The organism is Nonomuraea sp. NPDC059194, assembly GCF_042754765.1.
GTDB lineage: Bacteria > Actinomycetota > Actinomycetes > Streptosporangiales > Streptosporangiaceae > Nonomuraea.
Genome location: NZ_JBHZBH010000049.1, coordinates 37,584 through 55,270, shown reverse-complemented (window position 1 = coordinate 55,270; position 17,687 = coordinate 37,584). Strand labels below are relative to the sequence as shown.

Annotated in this window: 13 protein-coding genes; 11 read left to right on the top strand and 2 right to left on the bottom strand. The window is 70.3% G+C overall.

Annotation, left to right across the window (positions count from 1 at the left end; all coding sequences use genetic code 11):
- The first annotated feature begins 172 nt into the window (after nucleotides 1-172).
- Together ppgK and hrpA are read left to right on the top strand one after the other, a co-directional pair.
- On the top strand, nucleotides 173-892 hold the full coding sequence (gene ppgK, locus ACFXJ8_RS38315) for a polyphosphate--glucose phosphotransferase (protein ID WP_379649566.1): 720 nt from the start codon (nucleotides 173-175) through the stop codon (nucleotides 890-892).
- A 70-nt stretch (nucleotides 893-962) separates the two neighbouring features.
- Nucleotides 963-4,826, top strand: coding sequence for an ATP-dependent RNA helicase HrpA (gene hrpA, locus ACFXJ8_RS38310; protein WP_379649564.1), 3,864 nt, complete (start codon nucleotides 963-965; stop codon nucleotides 4,824-4,826).
- A gap of 599 nt (nucleotides 4,827-5,425) precedes the next feature.
- Here the strand turns inward: hrpA and ACFXJ8_RS38305 are convergent.
- Nucleotides 5,426-6,094 carry a FadR/GntR family transcriptional regulator gene (locus ACFXJ8_RS38305; RefSeq protein ID WP_379649563.1) on the bottom strand — a complete coding sequence of 223 codons (669 nt, stop codon included), beginning with the start codon at nucleotides 6,092-6,094 and terminating at the stop codon, nucleotides 5,426-5,428.
- Between the two features lie 77 nt (nucleotides 6,095-6,171).
- On the opposite strand from ACFXJ8_RS38305, the gene ACFXJ8_RS38300 reads away from it, so the two are divergent.
- The 8 genes from ACFXJ8_RS38300 to ACFXJ8_RS38265 all read left to right on the top strand — a co-directional run bounded on the left by ACFXJ8_RS38300 (nucleotide 6,172) and on the right by ACFXJ8_RS38265 (nucleotide 15,885).
- A complete protein-coding gene (locus ACFXJ8_RS38300; protein WP_379649561.1) occupies nucleotides 6,172-7,332 on the top strand; it encodes an amidohydrolase in 1,161 nt (386 codons plus the stop codon).
- Nucleotides 7,329-8,948, top strand: a complete 1,620-nt coding sequence (locus ACFXJ8_RS38295) for an ABC transporter substrate-binding protein (protein ID WP_379649559.1) — start codon at nucleotides 7,329-7,331, stop codon at nucleotides 8,946-8,948. Before ACFXJ8_RS38300 ends, ACFXJ8_RS38295 begins: the two co-directional genes overlap by 4 nt.
- The gene (locus ACFXJ8_RS38290; RefSeq protein ID WP_379649557.1) at nucleotides 8,945-9,874 is read left to right on the top strand and encodes an ABC transporter permease; all 930 of its coding nucleotides are present in this window, start codon (nucleotides 8,945-8,947) and stop codon (nucleotides 9,872-9,874) included. Before ACFXJ8_RS38295 ends, ACFXJ8_RS38290 begins: the two co-directional genes overlap by 4 nt.
- Complete coding sequence (locus tag ACFXJ8_RS38285; protein WP_379649555.1) at nucleotides 9,871-10,668, top strand: ABC transporter permease; 798 nt, start codon at nucleotides 9,871-9,873, stop codon at nucleotides 10,666-10,668. Before ACFXJ8_RS38290 ends, ACFXJ8_RS38285 begins: the two co-directional genes overlap by 4 nt.
- Entirely contained in the window at nucleotides 10,665-11,630 is a 966-nt protein-coding gene (locus ACFXJ8_RS38280) for an ABC transporter ATP-binding protein (RefSeq protein WP_379649553.1), read from the top strand. Before ACFXJ8_RS38285 ends, ACFXJ8_RS38280 begins: the two co-directional genes overlap by 4 nt.
- Nucleotides 11,621-12,409, top strand: a complete 789-nt coding sequence (locus ACFXJ8_RS38275) for an ABC transporter ATP-binding protein (RefSeq protein WP_379649552.1) — start codon at nucleotides 11,621-11,623, stop codon at nucleotides 12,407-12,409. The genes ACFXJ8_RS38280 and ACFXJ8_RS38275 overlap by 10 nt, the downstream gene beginning before the upstream one ends.
- Nucleotides 12,406-13,857 carry an amidohydrolase family protein gene (locus ACFXJ8_RS38270; RefSeq protein WP_379649550.1) on the top strand — a complete coding sequence of 484 codons (1,452 nt, stop codon included), beginning with the start codon at nucleotides 12,406-12,408 and terminating at the stop codon, nucleotides 13,855-13,857. The genes ACFXJ8_RS38275 and ACFXJ8_RS38270 overlap by 4 nt, the downstream gene beginning before the upstream one ends.
- Nucleotides 13,858-13,950: 93 nt before the next feature.
- Nucleotides 13,951-15,885 carry an endo-1,3-alpha-glucanase family glycosylhydrolase gene (locus ACFXJ8_RS38265; RefSeq protein WP_379649548.1) on the top strand — a complete coding sequence of 645 codons (1,935 nt, stop codon included), beginning with the start codon at nucleotides 13,951-13,953 and terminating at the stop codon, nucleotides 15,883-15,885.
- Between the two features lie 633 nt (nucleotides 15,886-16,518).
- On the opposite strand, the gene ACFXJ8_RS38260 is transcribed toward ACFXJ8_RS38265, so the two are convergent.
- Nucleotides 16,519-17,025, bottom strand: coding sequence for a heme-binding protein (locus ACFXJ8_RS38260; RefSeq protein ID WP_379649546.1), 507 nt, complete (start codon nucleotides 17,023-17,025; stop codon nucleotides 16,519-16,521).
- A gap of 166 nt (nucleotides 17,026-17,191) precedes the next feature.
- On the opposite strand from ACFXJ8_RS38260, the gene ACFXJ8_RS38255 reads away from it, so the two are divergent.
- Nucleotides 17,192-17,455 (top strand): DUF4031 domain-containing protein, encoded by a 264-nt coding sequence (locus ACFXJ8_RS38255; RefSeq protein WP_379649544.1) that lies wholly within the window; start codon nucleotides 17,192-17,194, stop codon nucleotides 17,453-17,455.
- Nucleotides 17,456-17,687: the final 232 nt, after the last annotated feature.

Below are 17,687 nucleotides of genomic sequence, written 5' to 3'. Positions count from 1 at the left end.
CGCCATCTCGTCAGGTGTCACCGCACCATGATCTCGAATCCGGCGCGGTGGTTGATCACACGAAGTGATCAACCACCTAACGAAGTACTACTAGGTATGTGCGCTTGTGACGCGAGATACGTGGGAGGATTACGGCTGGTTCATCACGACTTTTCGGGGCAGGGTCAGCGGCATGGACGTTCTCGGCATCGACATCGGTGGCTCGGGCATCAAGGGCGCGCCGGTGGACGTCAAAGAGGGCAGGCTGAGCGCCGAGCGGCTGCGCGTCCCCACCCCCCAGCCCGCCAAGCCCGAGGAAGTGGCCGAGGTGGTGTCCCAGATCGTCGCGCACTTCTCGTGGGACGGTCCCGTCGGCGTCACCTTCCCCGGCGTCGTCGTCAACGGGGTCGTGCGCACCGCCGCCAACGTGCACCATTCGTGGGTGGGCGTCGACGCGAGCAAGCTGTTCGGCGGGGCGCGGGTGCTCAACGACGCCGACGCGGCCGGCATCGCCGAGGTGACGTACGGCGAGGGCCGCGACCGCGAGGGCGTCGTGCTCGTGCTGACCTTCGGCACCGGCATCGGCAGCGCGCTGTTCACCGACGGCAGGCTGGTGCCCAACACCGAGCTCGGCCACCTGGAGCTGCACGGCAAGGACGCCGAGCACCGGGCCTCCGACAGGGCGCGCGAGGACCACGACCTGTCGTGGGAGAAGTGGGCGGGCCGGGTGGAGGAGTACCTCAAGCACGTGGAGATGCTGTTCTCCCCCTCGCTGATCATCCTGGGCGGCGGGGTGAGCAAGAAGGCCGACAGGTTCCTGCCGCAGGTGAAGATCGACACTCCCGTGGTCCCGGCCGCGCTGCAGAACGAGGCGGGTATCATCGGCGCCGCGTTGACCGCCTCGCCCGCGTAATTGGGATGCGGGCTCGGGAATGAGTCCGGCACGATGAGCGGTTGATCCGCACGCATATCCTGATAGCAGTATGGGAACACCTTCCTTGATCTCCTCGCTCACCGATCTCCAATCACGCCTGCCCGAGTTGATGCCGCGCGACCAGCGGCGGCTTCGGCGCAGGCTCGACGGCGCGCGCCGGGTGCGCTCCCGCGAAGCGCAGCAGAAGATCGCCGCGGAGATCCTCTCCGACGTGGAGCGTGCCGAGCAGCGGGTGACGCGCCGCCGCGAGGTGGTGCCGGCCGTCCGCTATCCGGAGAACCTGCCGGTCTCGCAGCACAAGGACGACATCCTCGAGGCGATCCGCGACAACCAGGTCGTGATCATCGCCGGCGAGACGGGCTCCGGCAAGACGACCCAGATCCCGAAGATCTGCCTGGAGCTGGGCCGCGGGGTGCGCGGCGTCATCGGCCACACCCAGCCGCGCAGGATCGCCGCCCGTACGGTGGCAGAGCGCATCGCCGAGGAGCTCGACACCACGCTCGGCGACGTCGTCGGCTACAAGGTGCGTTTCACCGACAAGGCGAGCGACTCCACGCTGGTCAAGCTGATGACCGACGGCATCCTGCTGGCCGAGCTGCAGAACGACCGGCTGCTTGAGCAGTACGACACGCTGATCATCGACGAGGCCCACGAGCGCAGCCTCAACATCGACTTCATCCTCGGCTACGTCAAGCAGCTGCTGCCCAGGCGCCCCGACCTCAAGGTCATCATCACCAGCGCCACGATCGACCCCGAGCGCTTCTCCCGCCACTTCGACGACGCCCCGATCGTCGAGGTGTCGGGCCGCACCTACCCGGTCGAGGTGCGCTACCGGCCGCTGGCCGAGGACGACGACCAGACGCAGGGCATCGTCGACGCCTGCAAGGAGCTGGTGGTCGAGGGGCAGGGCGACATCCTGGTGTTCCTGTCGGGCGAGCGGGAGATCCGCGACGCCTTCGACGCGTTGTCGAAGGCCGAGTTCCGCAACACCGAGATCCTGCCGCTGTACGCGCGGCTGTCGGCGGCCGAGCAGCACCGGGTGTTCCAGTCGCACACCGGCCGCAGGATCGTGCTGGCCACCAACGTGGCCGAGACGTCGCTGACCGTGCCGGGCATCAAGTACGTCGTCGACCCGGGCTTCGCGCGCATCTCCCGCTACAGCCACCGCACCAAGGTGCAGCGCCTGCCCATCGAGGCGATCTCGCAGGCCTCGGCCAACCAGCGCAAGGGCCGCTGCGGGCGCACCTCCGACGGGGTGTGCATCCGCCTGTACGAGGAGGACGACTTCCTCGCCAGGCCCGAGTTCACCGACCCCGAGATCCTGCGCACGAACCTGGCCAGCGTCATCCTGCAGATGACGACGATCGGGCTGGGCGACATCGCGGCCTTCCCCTTCGTCGAGCCGCCGGACCAGCGGCAGGTGCGCGACGGCGTCAACCTGCTGCAGGAGCTGGGCGCCTTCGACGCCGCCGGCGGCCTGACCGCGATGGGGCGCAAGCTGGCCACCCTGCCGGTCGACCCGCGCCTGGCGCGCATGGTGCTGGAAGCGGACAAGAACGGCTGCGTGCGCGAGGTCATGGTGATCGCCTCCGCGCTGTCCATCCAGGACCCGCGCGAGCGGCCCTCCGACAAGCAGCAGCAGGCCGACGAGAAGCACCGCCGCTTCGCCGACCCCGAGTCCGACTTCCTGTCCTACCTCAGCCTGTGGAACTACCTGAAGGACAAGCAGAAGGAGCTGTCCTCCAGCGCGTTCAGGCGGCTGTGCAAGGGGGAGTTCCTCAACTACCTGCGGGTGCGCGAGTGGCAGGACATCTACAGCCAGCTACGGCAGGCGCTCGGCGCCCATCCCAACAGCCAGGACGCCTCGCCGTACCAGATCCATGTCTCGCTGCTCGTCGGGCTGCTGTCGCACCTGGGCGTCAAGGACGTCATGGACAAGAAGACCGGTGACGGACGCAGGCCCATCCAGGAGTACATCGGGGCGCGCAACGCGCGCTTCGCGATCTTCCCCGGGTCGGCGCTGGCGCGCAAGCAGCCCGCGTGGGTGATGTCGGCCGAGCTGGTGGAGACCAGCAGGCTGTGGGCGCGCGTCAACGCCAAGATCGAGCCCGACTGGGTCGAGCCGCTGGCCCAGCACCTGGTCAAGCGCACCTACTCCGAGCCGCACTGGGAGAAGAAGCAGGGCGCGGTCGTGGCCATGGAGAAGGTCACGCTGTACGGCGTGCCGCTCGTCGTCGGCCGCAAGGTCGGCTACGGGAAGATCGACCCCGAGCTGTCGCGCGAGCTGTTCATCAGGCACGCGCTCGTCGAGGGCGACTGGGACACCCACCACGCCTTCCTGCGCGAGAACCGGCGGCTGTTGGAGGAGGTCGAGGAGCTGGAGAACCGCGCCCGCCGCCGCGACATCATGGTCGACGACGAGGCGCTGTTCGACTTCTACGACCAGCGGGTGCCCGCCGACGTGGTCTCCGCCAGGCACTTCGACGCCTGGTGGAAGAAGCAGCAGGACAAGGCCCTGCTGACCTTCTCCCCCGAGATGCTGGTCAACGAGGGCGCGGACGTCAGCACCAACGACTACCCCGACACCTGGCGGCAGCTCGGCCAGCGCATGAAGCTGACCTACCAGTTCGAGCCCGGTACCGAGGCCGACGGCGTCACCGTGCACGTCCCGCTCCAGGTGCTGAACCAGGTCAGCGCCGACGGCTTCGACTGGCAGATCCCCGGCCTGCGCGAGGAGCTCGTCACCGCGCTGATCAGGTCGCTGCCGAAGAACGTCAGGCGCAACTTCGTGCCGGCGCCCAACTACGCCAAGCAGGTTCTCCAGCACGTCAAGGCCGGAGGCGAGCCGCTGCTGGAGGCGCTGGAGCGGGAGCTGCTGCGCCTGACGGGCGTACGGGTACCGCGTGAGGCGTGGCAGCTCGACCAGCTGCCCGACCACCTGCGCGTCACCTATCGGGTGATCGACGAGCGCAAGCGGACCGTCGCCGAGGACAAGGACCTCGACGCGCTGAAGAAGCGCCTGGCGCCCCGGCTGCGGCAGACGCTGTCGGCGGCCGGTGACGACCTCGAACGCACCGGGCTGACCACCTGGAGCATCGCCACCCTGCCGAAGGTGTTCGAGCAGGGGCGGATGAAGGGCTATCCCGCGCTGGTCGACGCCGGTTCGTCGGTCTCGGTGAAGATCTTCGAGACGCAGGCCGAGCAGCGCAGGGCCATGTGGCTCGGCACCAGGCGGCTGCTGCTGCTGAACGTCACCTCGCCCGCCAAGTCGCTGCTCGGCGGCCTGTCCAACCAGGCGAAGCTGGCGCTGTCGCGCTCCCCGCACGGCGGGGCGGTGGCCTTGTTCGACGACGTGGTCAACGCGGCCGTCGACCAGCTGACGCGCGGGGTCGGCGGGCCTGCGTGGGACCCGGTCTCCTTCGACCGGCTGTACCAGCACGTGCGGGCCGAGCTGTACGACACGGCGGCGGGCATCCTCGGGAAGGTCGAGCAGATCCTGGCCGCCTGGCACGAGGTGAACCTCAAGCTGGGGGCGCTGCGGTCGTCGGCCTCGACGGAGGACGTGCGGGAGCAACTGGGCAAACTCGTCCATCCGGGCTTCATCACGGCGACCGGCGCGGGCCGCCTTTCCGACATTTCCCGATATATCCGGGCGATCGACCGGCGGCTGGCCAAGCTGCCCGAGGAGCCCTGGCGCGACGTCGAATGGATGGACAAGGTGCACAAGGTCGAGGACGACTACCTCGACGTGCTCGACAAGCTGCCACCCTCGCGGCGGGCCGATCCCGACGTGCTGGAGATCCGGTGGATGATCGAGGAGCTGCGCGTCAGCTTCTTCGCCCAGACCCTCGGCACCCCCACCCCGATCTCGGAGAAGCGCATCGGGAAGGCCCTGGACAAGCTCCTCCCCTGACGTCACTTCTCCGTGGGCCGATCACCGGGTTTCTCCGAGGATGCCCCGGCCTTCAGGCGAGGAATTGGACTCCTGCGGAGCAGGGCAGGAAAAGCTGATTCGCCCCCAGGGCGGAACAGGGTCCAGTAGAGTCGCGTCCGCGGGTGGCCAGAACCAAGCCTCCCGCGCGTGCTGATCGAGAACCAAGACAGCACATGCACCTCCAAGCTTGCCGCATAAACCGGGCAGGTTCCGTCCCGGCTGGTGTTGAGGGAGTAAGACCTTGCTGGTCGCTGACCTGCGGGGCTTCCTGAGCCAGGAATCCCCCTGCTTCACTTCAGCTGGGGGAGGGTTCAATTCTCCCAGACCGGACCGGCGGCAGCCCCGCTCCGCCTGGGCCCGGTCCATCAATTCCTGGATCAGGCCGGTCTTCGCTCCCGCGTACTCACCGGGGGCGAAGCCTGCGGCCGCGATCGCATGCTTCAGCCGCGCGTAGCGAGCGGCCTCTTCAGGGCGCGCGCACGAAGGTAGTCACGCACGATCCGCTGGTTCCGGGTGGGCAGGCACGGACCGCATCCTGCCACCACCCCACCGCCGCGCTTCTCCCCGCAGGTCGACGGTCAGAGGTCGCTTTCCTGCTGGTCGAGGATGGCGAGTGCCACCGACACCGCCGTGGTGGCGTCGCCTGCCTCGATGGCCGCCAGCAGTTCGTCGTGGGAGGTGTCCGAGCTGAGCACCGCCCGTTCCATGCAGTGGTCGCGGCGCACGCTGTCCCGCAGGGCGTCGCTCATGCTGCGGTACAGGTCTCCGAGCACCGGGTTGTGCGCGGCCTGCGCCACCAGCAGATGGAAGTCCACGTCGGCGTCGGCGAAGGCGTCGAGGTCCACCGACCGGCCCGCCGCCACTCTGCGGGCCAGGGCCTCCTTCATAAGGCCGAGGTCGTCCTCCGTCCGCTTGCTGGCCGCCAGCCGTGCCGCCACCAGGTCGAGGCCGCGCCGGACGTCGATGATGTCCATCGCCGCCGCCCTGTCGAGCCGCCGCCGCAGGGCCACCTGCGATTCGTCGCTGGCCGTCACGTAGGTGCCGTCACCCTGCCTGGTCGTCAGCAGTCCCGCGTGGACGAGCACCCGTACGGCTTCGCGCACCGACAGCCTGCTCACGCCGAGCGAGGCGGCCAGCTGGCTCTCCGACGGGATCTTGCCGCCGACCGGCCAGGACCCGCTCACGATCTCTTGGCGCAGCTCGGCGATCGCGGCGTCGACGAGCGAAATCCGGCCCACGTTCCGCATCAGTCCTCTTTTCTAAACATCAGATGTCTGATTACTCTAGTGCGGAGTTCTCCTCAGAGTAAGGGGATCACTTCCCAATGACTTCCGTGCTGTTCACCAATATCCGTCCCTATGACCTGCTGGTCGTCGACGGCCGCATCGCCGACCCGGCCACCGCGCCGGAGGACACCGTGACGGTGGACGGGAAGGGGGCCCTCGCGCTTCCGTCTCCCGTCGACGCGCACATCCATCCTGACAAGACGACGTGGGGCCAGCCGTGGCTGAGCCGTACCGACGCCGAGACGCTCATGGACCTGATCGAGGGCGACGTGCGGGCGCGCGCGGACATGACCGCGTCGGTCGCCGAGCGGGCGGGGGCGCTGATGGACGCCGCCATCGCCCGCGGCACGCGGGCCTGGCGCGCCCACGTGGACGTGGCCCCCGTGTACGGCCTGGCCAACGTGCACGGTGTGCGCGAGGCCGCGCAGGCCCGCAAGGACCTGCTCGACGTGCAGATCGTCGCCTTCCCGCAGCTGGGCCTGCTGACCAGGCCCGGCACCGCCGAGCTGATGGAACGTGCCCTCACCGAGGGCGCCGACATCGTGGGCGGCCTCGACCCCGTCGGCATCGACGGGGACCTGCGCGGTCACCTCGACGTGCTGTTCGGCATCGCCGAGCGCACCGGCGCGCCGATCGACATCCACCTGCACGACGGCGGCGAGCAGGGCCTGGCCCAGGTGAAGGAGATCGTCCGCCGCGCGGGCGGGCACCGCGTCACCATCAGCCACGCCTTCTGCCTGGGCGAGGGCACCCCCGAGAGCAGGCAGCTGGACGAGCTGCTCGCGCGCGAAGGGGTGGCGCTGGCCACCTGCGCGCTCGGGGCCGACCCCGTCCTGCCCGTCGGCCCGCTCACCAGGGCGGGCGTGCTGCTGGCCGCGGGCTCCGACGGGGTGCGCGACCCGTGGACGCCGTTCGGCGACGGCGACATGATCGCGCGGGCGCACCTGCTCGCGTATCGCACCGACGCCCGTACCGACGAGGAGCTGGCCGCCTGCTACGCGGTCGTGGCGCACGGGGGCGCCGCGCTTCTCGGTCTGGAGCGGGTCGATCTCCAGGTCGGCGATCCCGCCGACTTCGTGCTGGTGCAGGGCGGCTCGGTCTCCGAGGTCGTCGTGGACCGGCCGGTTCCTCAGTTCGTCGTCCGTGGCGGTGTCGTGATCGCCCAGGACGGCCACCTCCTCGAAAGGTCGCCCCGATGATCCGTCGTGCCGTACCCCTCGCAGGGCTCGCCCTGGCTCTGGCCGCCTGCGGCGGCGCACCCCAGCAGCAGGCACAGGCTCCCGCGCAGGCCCAGCCCGCGGCGCTCGACCTGAAGACCTCCACCGCCGCGGCCGCCAAGGGCCTGGACAAGGTGACGTGGAACCTGCCCTACGAGCCGCAGACGATCGACCCGATCAGGTCGTTCAACTACGCGGAGAACACCGCGCTGGCCAACATGTGCGAGAGCCTGCTGCGCCTGACGCCCGACTTCGAGATCAAGCCGGGCCTGGCGGAGAAGGCCGACAACCCGACGCCGACGACCTGGGTCTACACGATCAGGAAGGGCGTGAAGTTCTGGGACGGCAAGGAGCTGTCCGCCAAGGACGTCGCCGCCAGCCTGAACAGGCACCTGGACCCGGCGCTCGGCACCTGGTGGGGCGACTACTTCCACACCGTCGACAAGATCGAGGCGACCGGGCCGATGCAGGTCACGGTGACGCTGAAGCAGCCAGACGTGCTGTTCAACCAGGCCATGGCCACGGCTGCGGGCGCCATCGTGTCGGAGGAGTACGCCAAGAAGAAGGACCTCGGCTCGCCGACCGGCGGTGTGATGTGCACCGGGCCCTTCACGTTCAAGGGCTGGAAGCCCGGCGACTCGCTCACGCTGGCCCGCAACGACTCCTACTGGGACCCGACGCTGGCCGCCAAGTCGAAGGAGCTGGTCTTCCGCTTCATCGCCGACGAGACGACCGCGGTCAACGCGCTGCGCTCGGGCGAGGTGGACGGGCAGTACTTCTACCTGCCGCCCGCGGGCCTGGGGCAGTTGCAGAGCTCCACGACCGGGTCGGTCACGCTGGGCAAGTCGCTGACGTTCTGGACGCTGCTCAGCGCCGCCAAGTCGGGCCCGTACGCCGACCCGAAGGTGCGCCAGGCGCTCTCGCTCGCGCTCGACAGGGCGGCCATCTCCAAGGTCGTCTTCCAGGGCACCGCCGCACCCCAGCGCACGCTGGCGGGCCCCGAGTACTGGGGCTACGAGCAGAACACCTTCAAGCAGGCCTACGACGCGCTGCCGCCGGAGAAGCAGGACCTGGCCAAGGCCAAGCAGCTGCTCACCGAGGCGGGCTCGCCGACGGAGCCGATCACCATCGGCATCCAGGGCAGCGCGGCCACGCACGAGCAGACCGCCAACCTCATCAAGGCCACGGGCGAGGCGCTCGGCCTGAAGATCGAGATCAAGGTCATCCCGGTCGAGCAGTACGGCAACCTCTACAGCGACCCGAAGGCGCGTGAGGGCATCGACGCGTTCTTCTCCACCTGGTACGGCAACGTGCCCGACCCGCTCGACATCTACACGGTGTTCCTGGCCGGCGGCCGGACGAACTTCAACGACTACCCCGCGGTGGACGCCGACATCAAGAAGGCCAGGGCCGAGTACGACCCGGCCGCCCGGGCCACCCTGGTGACCGGTATCCAGGACAAGGTCACCCGCGACGTGGCGTGGATGCCGCTGAACAACCTGCCGGTCATCCTCTACATGAACAACAGGGTCACGGGCGCGGTGCCGTCCTTCCCGTACCTGTACTACCCGTGGGCCGCGAGCCTGGGTGCCAAGTGAGGTTCGCGCTGAAGCGGCTGGCAGGGCTCGTGGTGGTCCTGCTGGTCGCCTCCTTCCTGGTGTACGGCCTGCTGTACCTGGTGCCGGGCGGCCCGATGGCCTTCCTGCTCGGCAACAGGAGCGGCACGCCCGAGCAGGTCGCAGCGATCAGGGCGCAGTACCACCTGGACGACCCGTTCCTGGTGCGCTACGTCTCGTGGCTGCGCGACGCGCTGACCGGCGACTTCGGCAGTTCGCTGGTCTACCGGCAGGAGGTCTCGGCGCTGATCGGCTCGCGCGTGGCGACCACGATCCTGCTGGTGGTCTACGCGACCGTGCTGATCTCGGTGGGCGGCGTCGTGATGGGCCTGCTGGCGGGCCTGCGCGGCGGCAGGGTCGAAAGCTTCATCGGCGTCGTCTCCTCCGTCCTGCTGGCCACCCCGTCGTTCGTCGTCGGCGTGCTGCTGGTGATCGTCTTCGCGCTCGGCCTCGGCTGGTTCCCCGTCTTCGGGCCAGGCGACGGCCTGCTCGACCGCCTCTACCACCTGACGCTGCCGGCGATCACGCTGGCACTGGCCAGCGCCGCCTTCCTGGCCCGCATCACCAAAGCCTCCGTGCAGGAGGAGCTGGGCCGCGAGCACGTGGAGACGGCCCGCGCCCGCGGCTTCGCCGAGCGGCACATCGTCAGGCGGCACGTGCTGCGCAACGCCGCGATCCCCGTCGTGACCGTGACGGGGCTCAACGTCGCGGGCCTCATCGCCGGCTCGGTCGTGGTGGAGAACATCTTCGCCCTCGACGGGCTCGGCTCGCTGTTCGTCCGGGCGATCCTGCAGCGCGACTTCGCCATCGTCCAGGCGGTGGTGCTCGTGCTCGTGACCGCCTTCGTCCTGATCAACCTCCTGGTGGACCTGTGCTACTCAGCTCTCGATCCGCGCCTGTCGCGGTGACCCGCCTGGGCGGCCTGGGTACGGCGTCCGCCGTCCTGCTGGCCGCCGTGGCGGCGATGACCCTCGCGGCGCCGCTCCTGGCGCCCTACGACCCCGACTTCCCCGACCTGATGAGCGCGCTGAGCGGCAGCACCGCCGCGCACCCACTGGGCGCCGACGCGCTCGGCCGCGACGTGCTGTCCAGGCTCATGTACGGCGCGCGGACCACGCTCATCGGCCCCGTTCTGATCATCTGCGTGTCCACCGTCGTCGGGACCACGCTGGCGATCACCGCGGCGTGGGCGGGCGGCCGGGTCGACGCGGTGATCTCGCGCCTGCTCGACATCCTGTTCGCGGTGCCCGGCATCGTCTTCGCCCTGGTCACAGTGGCCGTGCTCGGCCCCGGCATTCCCGGTGTGGTGACCGGTCTGGCCGTGGCGTACACGCCGTACGTCGCCAGGGTGGTGCGCTCGGCGGCGCTGCGGGAGCGGAGCCTGCCGTACGTGGCGGCGGCGTGGGTGCAGGGCCGCTCGGCCTTCGCCATCTGCACCCGCCACCTGCTGCCGAACCTGCGCCCGATCATCGTGGCGCAGTCGGTGTCGGCGCTGGGCTTCGCGGTGATCGACGTGGCCGCGGTCTCCTTCCTCGGGCTCGGCGTGCAGCCGCCCACCGCGGACTGGGGGCTGATGGTCAAGAGCGGGCTGGACAGCGCGCAGCGCGGCCAGCCGCTGGAGGCGATCGCGGCGGGCGTGATGATCGCGCTGGTCGTGGCCGCGGTGAACGTGCTGGGCGACCGGCTGGGGAGGCGTCGATGAGCCTGCTGTCGATCGAGAAGCTGGCGCTGGCCGTCCCGTCGGGGCGCGAGTGGAAGACGCTGGTGGAGGAGGTCGACCTGACGATCGGCCGCGGCGAGGCTGTCGGCCTGGTCGGCGAGTCGGGCTCGGGCAAGTCGATGACCGCCCGCGCCGTCATCGGGCTCACCCCGCCGGGCGCCAGGCTCAGCGGGCGGATCCTGTTCGACGGCGTCGCCGTGCCGTCGGGCAGGGCGCTGCGCGAGCTGCGGGCCAGGCGAATCGCGATGATCTTCCAGGATCCCCGGGCGCACGTCAATCCGGTGCGCAGCGTGGGCGACTTCCTGACCGAGGCCATGGTGACCAACCTGGGCGTGCCCGCCCGCGAGGCCGCCGCGCGTGCCGTACGGCTGCTGGCCGAGGTGGGCATCGGCGACGGGGCGCGGCGGCTGCGGCAGTACCCGCACGAGCTGTCGGGCGGCCTGCTGCAGCGGGTCATGATCGCCTCGGTGCTGGCGGTGGATCCCGACCTGATCCTGGCCGACGAGCCGACGACCGCGCTCGACGTCACCACGCAGTCGGAGGTCATGGCGATCCTGGACGAGCTGCGCCGCGAGCGCGGCATGGCGATGCTGCTGATCACCCACGACCTGGAGCTGGCGGCCGCCACCTGCGACCGGCTCGCGGTCATGTACGCAGGCCGGATCGTGGAGTCCAGGCCCGCCGACGAGCTGACCGCCGCGCCCCTGCACCCGTACACCAGCGGACTGCTGCTGTCGCGGCCCAGCCTGGAGGAGGTCACGCGCCGGCTGCCGGTCATTCCGGGACGGCCCGTGGCCGCCTTCGAGGCCGATCCCGGCTGCGCCTTCGCGCCCCGCTGCGCGCACGCGCTGCCGGTGTGCGGCGAGGCGCGGCCGGTCTTCGACGGCACGGTCGCCTGCGTCCGCGCGGCGGAGCTGACTCTCCAGGAGGACCCATGTCCGTGATCAGGGCCGAAGGGCTGCGCAAGGTGTACGGCGAGGCGGTCGCCGTAAACGAGGTGTCGTTCGAGGTCGAGGAGGGCCAGTCGCTGGCGATCGTCGGCGAGTCGGGCTCCGGCAAGACCACGGTCGCCAGGATGCTGCTCGGCCTGGAGACGCCCACCAGCGGGACGATCACCGTCTGCGGACGGCCGCGCCCCGCCGGACGCGTCTCGTCGAAGGAGCGGCGCAGGCGGGCCAGGGAGATCCAGATCGTCTTCCAGGACCCCTACTCCTCGCTGGACAAGCTGCAGCGCGTCGGCGACGTCATCGCCACCAGTCTGTCGCTGCACTTCACGCTCACCCCCGCCGACGTGCGCAGGCGCACGACGGAGCTGCTGGAGTCGGTGGGCCTGGCCGAGCGGCACGCCGCCATGCTGCCCAGGCAGCTGTCCGGCGGGCAGCGCCAGCGCGTGGCCATCGCCCGCGCGATCGCCGTCGAACCCCGCGTGCTGGTGCTGGACGAGGCCGTCGCCGCGCTCGACGTCTCCATCCAGGCGCAGATCCTCAACCTGCTCGCCGACATCCGCGAGCGCGGCGAGATCAGCTACGTCTTCATCTCGCACGACCTGGCCGTCGTCAACCAGATCAGCGACACGGCCATCGTGATGCACAAGGGGGAGGTCGTGGAGCGCGGTCCCACCGCGGACCTGCTGCGCGACCCTCAGGAGGACTACACCAGAGACCTGCTGGCCGCCGTCCCCCGTCCCGGCTGGAAACCGACCCGGAGAAACCGAACATCTTGAGCACCACAACTCTCGTCAAAGCGTCGTACGTCATCGGCTTCGACGGCGCCGACCATGTCATCCACCGCGACGGCTGCGTCGTCTACGCGGGCGACTCGATCGTCCACGTCGGCGCCGCCTACGAAGGGCCCGTGGACGAGGTGATCGACGCGGGCGAGGCCATCGTCGGGCCCGGCTTCATCGACCTCGACGCGCTGTCCGACATCGACCACGCGATCATCGACACCTGGAACGCCGCCTCCGACGGGCTGAACTGGTCCATGGAGTACGCGACCACCCGCAGGGCAGCGGTCTTCCCCCTGGAAGAGACGCTGTTCATGCGGGAGTACGCGCTCACCCAGCTCATCCGCAACGGCATCACCACCGCGATGCCGATCGCCGCCGAGACCCACAGCGCCTGGGCCGAGTCCTACGAGGAGTTCGCGGGCGTCGCCGAGATCGCCGGACGGCTCGGGCTGCGCATGTATCTCGGCCCCAGCTACCGCTCCGGCGTGCCCGTCCTCGACGGCGGCAGCCGTACCGTCCACTGGGAGCCCGAACTGGGCGACAAGGGGCTGGCGGACGCGGTCAGGTTCGTCCGAGACTTCGACGGCGCCTACGGCGGGCGGCTGCGCGGCGCGCTGCTGCCGTGCCGGATCGAGACCGTCACCCTCGACCTGATGCGGGCCACCGCGCGGGCCGCCGAGGAGCTCGACTGCCTGGTGCGGCTGCACTGCATGCAGGGGCTGACGGAGCTGCGGCTGCTCAAGGAGTGGTACGGCAGGCACCCGCTCGACGTGCTGGAGGAGGTCGGGCTGCTCGGCCCGCGCCTGCTCATCCCGCACGCGCTCTACCTGGGCTCACCCGACACGCCGTTCGAGGGCTCGCCCGACCGGCTGGCGTCGCTGGCGGGGATCGTGCACTGCCCGCTGACCATGGTCAGGTACGGCGACGCGCTGCGCGACTTCGACCGCTACCGGGCGGCCGGGGTGAACGTGGCGCTGGGCACCGACTCCTTCCCGCCGGACATGATCCGCAACATGGACTACGGCAACAACCTGGCCAAGCTGGTCACCGGGCGGCTGGAGGCGGGCTCGGCGGCCGACTACTACCGGGCGGCGACGCTGAACGGGGCCAGGGCGCTGGGCCGTACCGACCTGGGCAGGCTGGCGCCGGGGGCGAAGGCGGACCTGGTCGTCGTCGACCTGTCGGGGCCGCGGACCGGGCCTGTCGACGACCCCATCAGGACGCTGCTGATGAACTGCTCAGGGGCGGACGTGTCCACGGTGGTGATCGACGGGCGGGTCGTGATGCGCGACGGGGTGATCCCCGGGGTGGACGAGGAGGCGTTCAGGGCGCGGGCGCAGGCGTACTTCGAGGAGATGAAGGCCGCGTACTCGGTCCGGGATCACCGGCGCAGGCCGGTGGACGAGCTGTTCCCCTCGTCGTTCCGGGTGGCGGGAAGCTGATCTCCGGCGAATCCCGGTGGGGAGGCGGTCGTTGAGTCTATGATCATGCCCGTTGTCATGCGATATGTCAGGACATATCGCTACATGAAGGGCATGATCAGTATGCGCCTACGCGCGATGACCTTGCTATTAGCCACCCTCGCCGGTACCGCCACGATGGTCACCCCGACCGTCGCGGCGGCGGCCGAGAAGACGGTGACGTTCACCTCACAGGAGGACAGCTACGTCAGCGAGGCCGGCCCCGGCAAGACGCACCACACCGTCACCTGGCTGTCGGTCTGCACCACCCCGTGCGACGGCGCGAAGGCGACCGAACGCGGCGCCTTCGTCCGCTTCGCCGTCAAGGACGTGCCGGACAACGCGGTCAACGTCAAGATGACGCTGGACGTGCAGTCCGTCAGGACCACCGACACCACGCTGGAGGTGCGGCCGGTCAGCGGTGAATGGACCGCCGACACGCTCACGTTCGACAACCGCCCGGCCGTCGGGGAGGTGATCACCACACACAAGGGCCTGACCGCCGGCGGTACGGCGAAGCTGGACGTGTCCCCCGCCTTCACCGGCAACGGCTCCTACGACTTCGCGCTGACCTCCCCGTCGGGCGCCCACGGCGTGCTCCACTCCTCGCGCGCCACGTCGGGCACCGGCCCCAAGCTGTCGATCAGCTACGACACGCAGGCGGCGACCCCCAGCGGGCCGCTGCCCTTCGCCATGCCCTCGACCGCGGCGCTGCGCGCCTCCGAGCGCAAGGTCTTCGCGCACTACTTCACGCCGTACCCGCTCTCGCTGAACAACAAGGCGGGCGCCGACGACTACTACACCAAGCACTACCTCACCCCGACCGGCGAGAGCGGCAAGCACGCGGCCTACGGCGGCCTGCTGCGGGACCGTCCGGCGCCGAGGGGCGTGCTGGCCGGCGACTGGCAGCTCGCGGACATGAAGAAGGAGGTCCAGACCGCCGTCGCGGCCGGCCTCGACGGCTTCACCGTGGACGTCCTGTCGCTCACCAGCGCCCACTGGGGCCGCCTCCAGACGCTGATCAAGGCGGCGGAGGAGGTCGATCCCGGCTTCGGAATCGTGCTGATGCCGGACATGACCTCGCTCAAGACCGACGCGGCCACGCTGGCGGCCTCGATGGCCAAGCTGGCCGCCTCCAAGTCCGTCTACCGCCTGGCCGACAAGCGTCTGGTGATCTCCCCGTTCAAGGCGGAGGGCCAGACGGCCGCGTGGTGGCAGAACTTCATGAAGATCATGAAGGACACGCACGGCATCACGGTCGCCTTCGTCCCCGTCTTCCTGAACTTCCCGTCCAACGCCTCGGCGTTCGCCTCGATCAGCTACGGCTTCTCCAACTGGGGCAACCGCAGCCCGGCGGGACAGAGCGGCATCGCCTCGAACATCGCCAAGGCCCACGGCATGGGCAAGATCTGGATGCAGCCGGTCTCCGTCCAGGACGAGCGGCCCAACCAGGGCATCTACGACGAGGCCAACAACACCGAGAACCTCCGCCTCACGTGGCAGAAGTCCATCTCAGAGGACGCCGATTGGATCCAGCTGACCACCTGGAACGACTTCTCCGAAGGCACCCAGTTCGCGCCCTCCGTGCACAACGGCGGCGCCTACCTGGACATCTCGTCCTACTACCTGACCTGGTTCAAGACCGGCAAGGCTCCAGCGATCGTCCGTGACACGCTCTACCTGACGCACCGCACCCAGCTCGCCGCGGCCCGGCCGGCGTCGGGCACGCAGACGAAGTTCATGACGCCGCGCTCCGGCACCAGCGCTCCGCGGGACACGGTGGAGGTGCTGTCCTTCCTCACCCGTGACGCCACGGTCAAGGCGAGCATCGGCGGCGTCGAGAAGAGCTACGCGGGCCAGGCGGGGGTCCAGGCCAAGACGTTCCCGCTGGCGTACGGGATGAACAAGGCGTCGGTCGGCGCCGTGACGGTCACCTCGCCCTGGCAGGTGAAGCAGGACTTCACCGTGCAGGACCTGCAGTACCACGCCGTGAGCAGCGGCAGAAAGTGAGCCGGTGCGGGTCTCCGCGAGGGACCCGCACCCCCACCGCCGGGTGCCGGTCTTCGTGAACGCCCCACACCATAGCCGTCGCGCGGGTGTTCGCGAGCGCCCCGCACCATGGCCGCCGGGCGCGGGAGTTCGTGCGCGCCCCGCACCCCCACCGCCGGGTGCCGGTCTTCGCGAGCGCCCCGCACCATCGCCGCCCCGCACCATCGCCCGCCGCGCGCCTCCAGCGGGGCCCTGCACCATGGCCGTCGGGTGCGGATGCCCGTGAGCGCCCCGCACCATGACCGGCCGCGCGCCTCCTGCGAGGGCCCACATTGGGGCCGCCGAGTGCCGACCTCCGGAGGGCCCCACACCTGCGCCGCGTGCGCGCGCTCGGGCGAGGGTTCTGCGCCTCGTCGTGCAGGTCCCTTTCAATGAGCTCGGGCTCGGGGTCGTGCTCAAGCTCAGGGTCAGCCTCGGGGCCGTGCTCGTGCTCGTGCTCGGGTCAGTCTCGGGCTCGGGGCGGGGCCGTGCTCGTGCTCGGGGCGGGACCGTGCTCGGGGCCGGGTCAGTCTCGGGCTCGGGCCGGGGCCGTGCTCGGGGCCAAGATCGGGTCCGGGGTCGGGCTCGGGGCCGGGGTCGGGGGCGGGGGCGGGGTCAGCGGAGCTGGCCCTGGATGGCCTTCAGGCCGGCCTGCGCGATGGCCTCGTCGATGGCGCCGGAGGGGGCGCCGCCGATGCCGATGCCCGCGATCGGGGCGCCGTCGACGGCCACGGGAACGCCACCGGCGAGCAGCAGCGTGCCGGGGATGGCGGCAAGCGCCTGGTTCTTCGACAGCGCGCTGGTCGCCTGACCGAACGACACCGCGGTCCACGCCTTACGCCTGGCCGACTCCTCCGTCTGCGGCCCGGCGCCGTCACCCTTGAGCAGCAGGCGGGTCACGCCGGAGCGGTCCACGATGGCCACGGTCACGCGCTGCTTCTGCTTGGCGGCCTCCTTCTGCACCGCGTCGGCGATCTTCAGCGCGGCCTCGGCCGACAGCGTCCTGGTCTCGACGACGGCGGGGCCGTCCGCGGCGGCCTGCGCGACCTGGGCCGTGGCGACGCCACTGGTGAGGGCGAGGGCGGCAACGGCTCCGGCGACCAGGCGGGTACGGATCTTCATGATGTCATTTCTCCAAGGTCGTATCGGTTTGATGAGTTCCATGCTGCCGCCGGGCCCGCCTCGGGCCATCAGGGGTCTGGATGAACCTCCCGTCAACCGATCGGTTGATGTGGACGGCCCGCTCCCGCGGCTCGTCCTATGGAGTGGTGGTCCTACGCTTGACCGCGTGACGGTGCTGATCGATCCCCCGAACTGGCCCGGTCCCAGGGGCCTGCTGTGGTCCCACCTGGTCAGCGACAGTTCCCTGGCGGAGTTGCACGCGTTCGCAGCCCGGCTGGGCGTGCCGGAGCGGGCCTTCGACCGGGACCACTACGACGTGCCCGAGACCGTGCACTCGCGCGCCCTCGCCCTGGGCGCCGAACCCGTCACCTCACGGGAACTGCTCGCCCGCCTGATCGCCGCCGGCCTCCGCCGCCGCAAACGCCGCTGACCCGCCCGACCTCCCCGGGCCTCCGCACCACCCCCTCACCCGCCCGACCACCGCCGATCCGCGCAACCGCAGACGCCGCTGACCCGCCCGACCATCGCCGGTCTCCCCCGCCCCAGACACCATGATCGCTGCCACCCCAGGGGCGCTCCTGACCCGCCTGATCGCCCTCGCCCTCCCGCCGCGGACCCGCCTGATCGCCGCCGCTCTTCGCCGCCGCCAACCCCCGCTTACC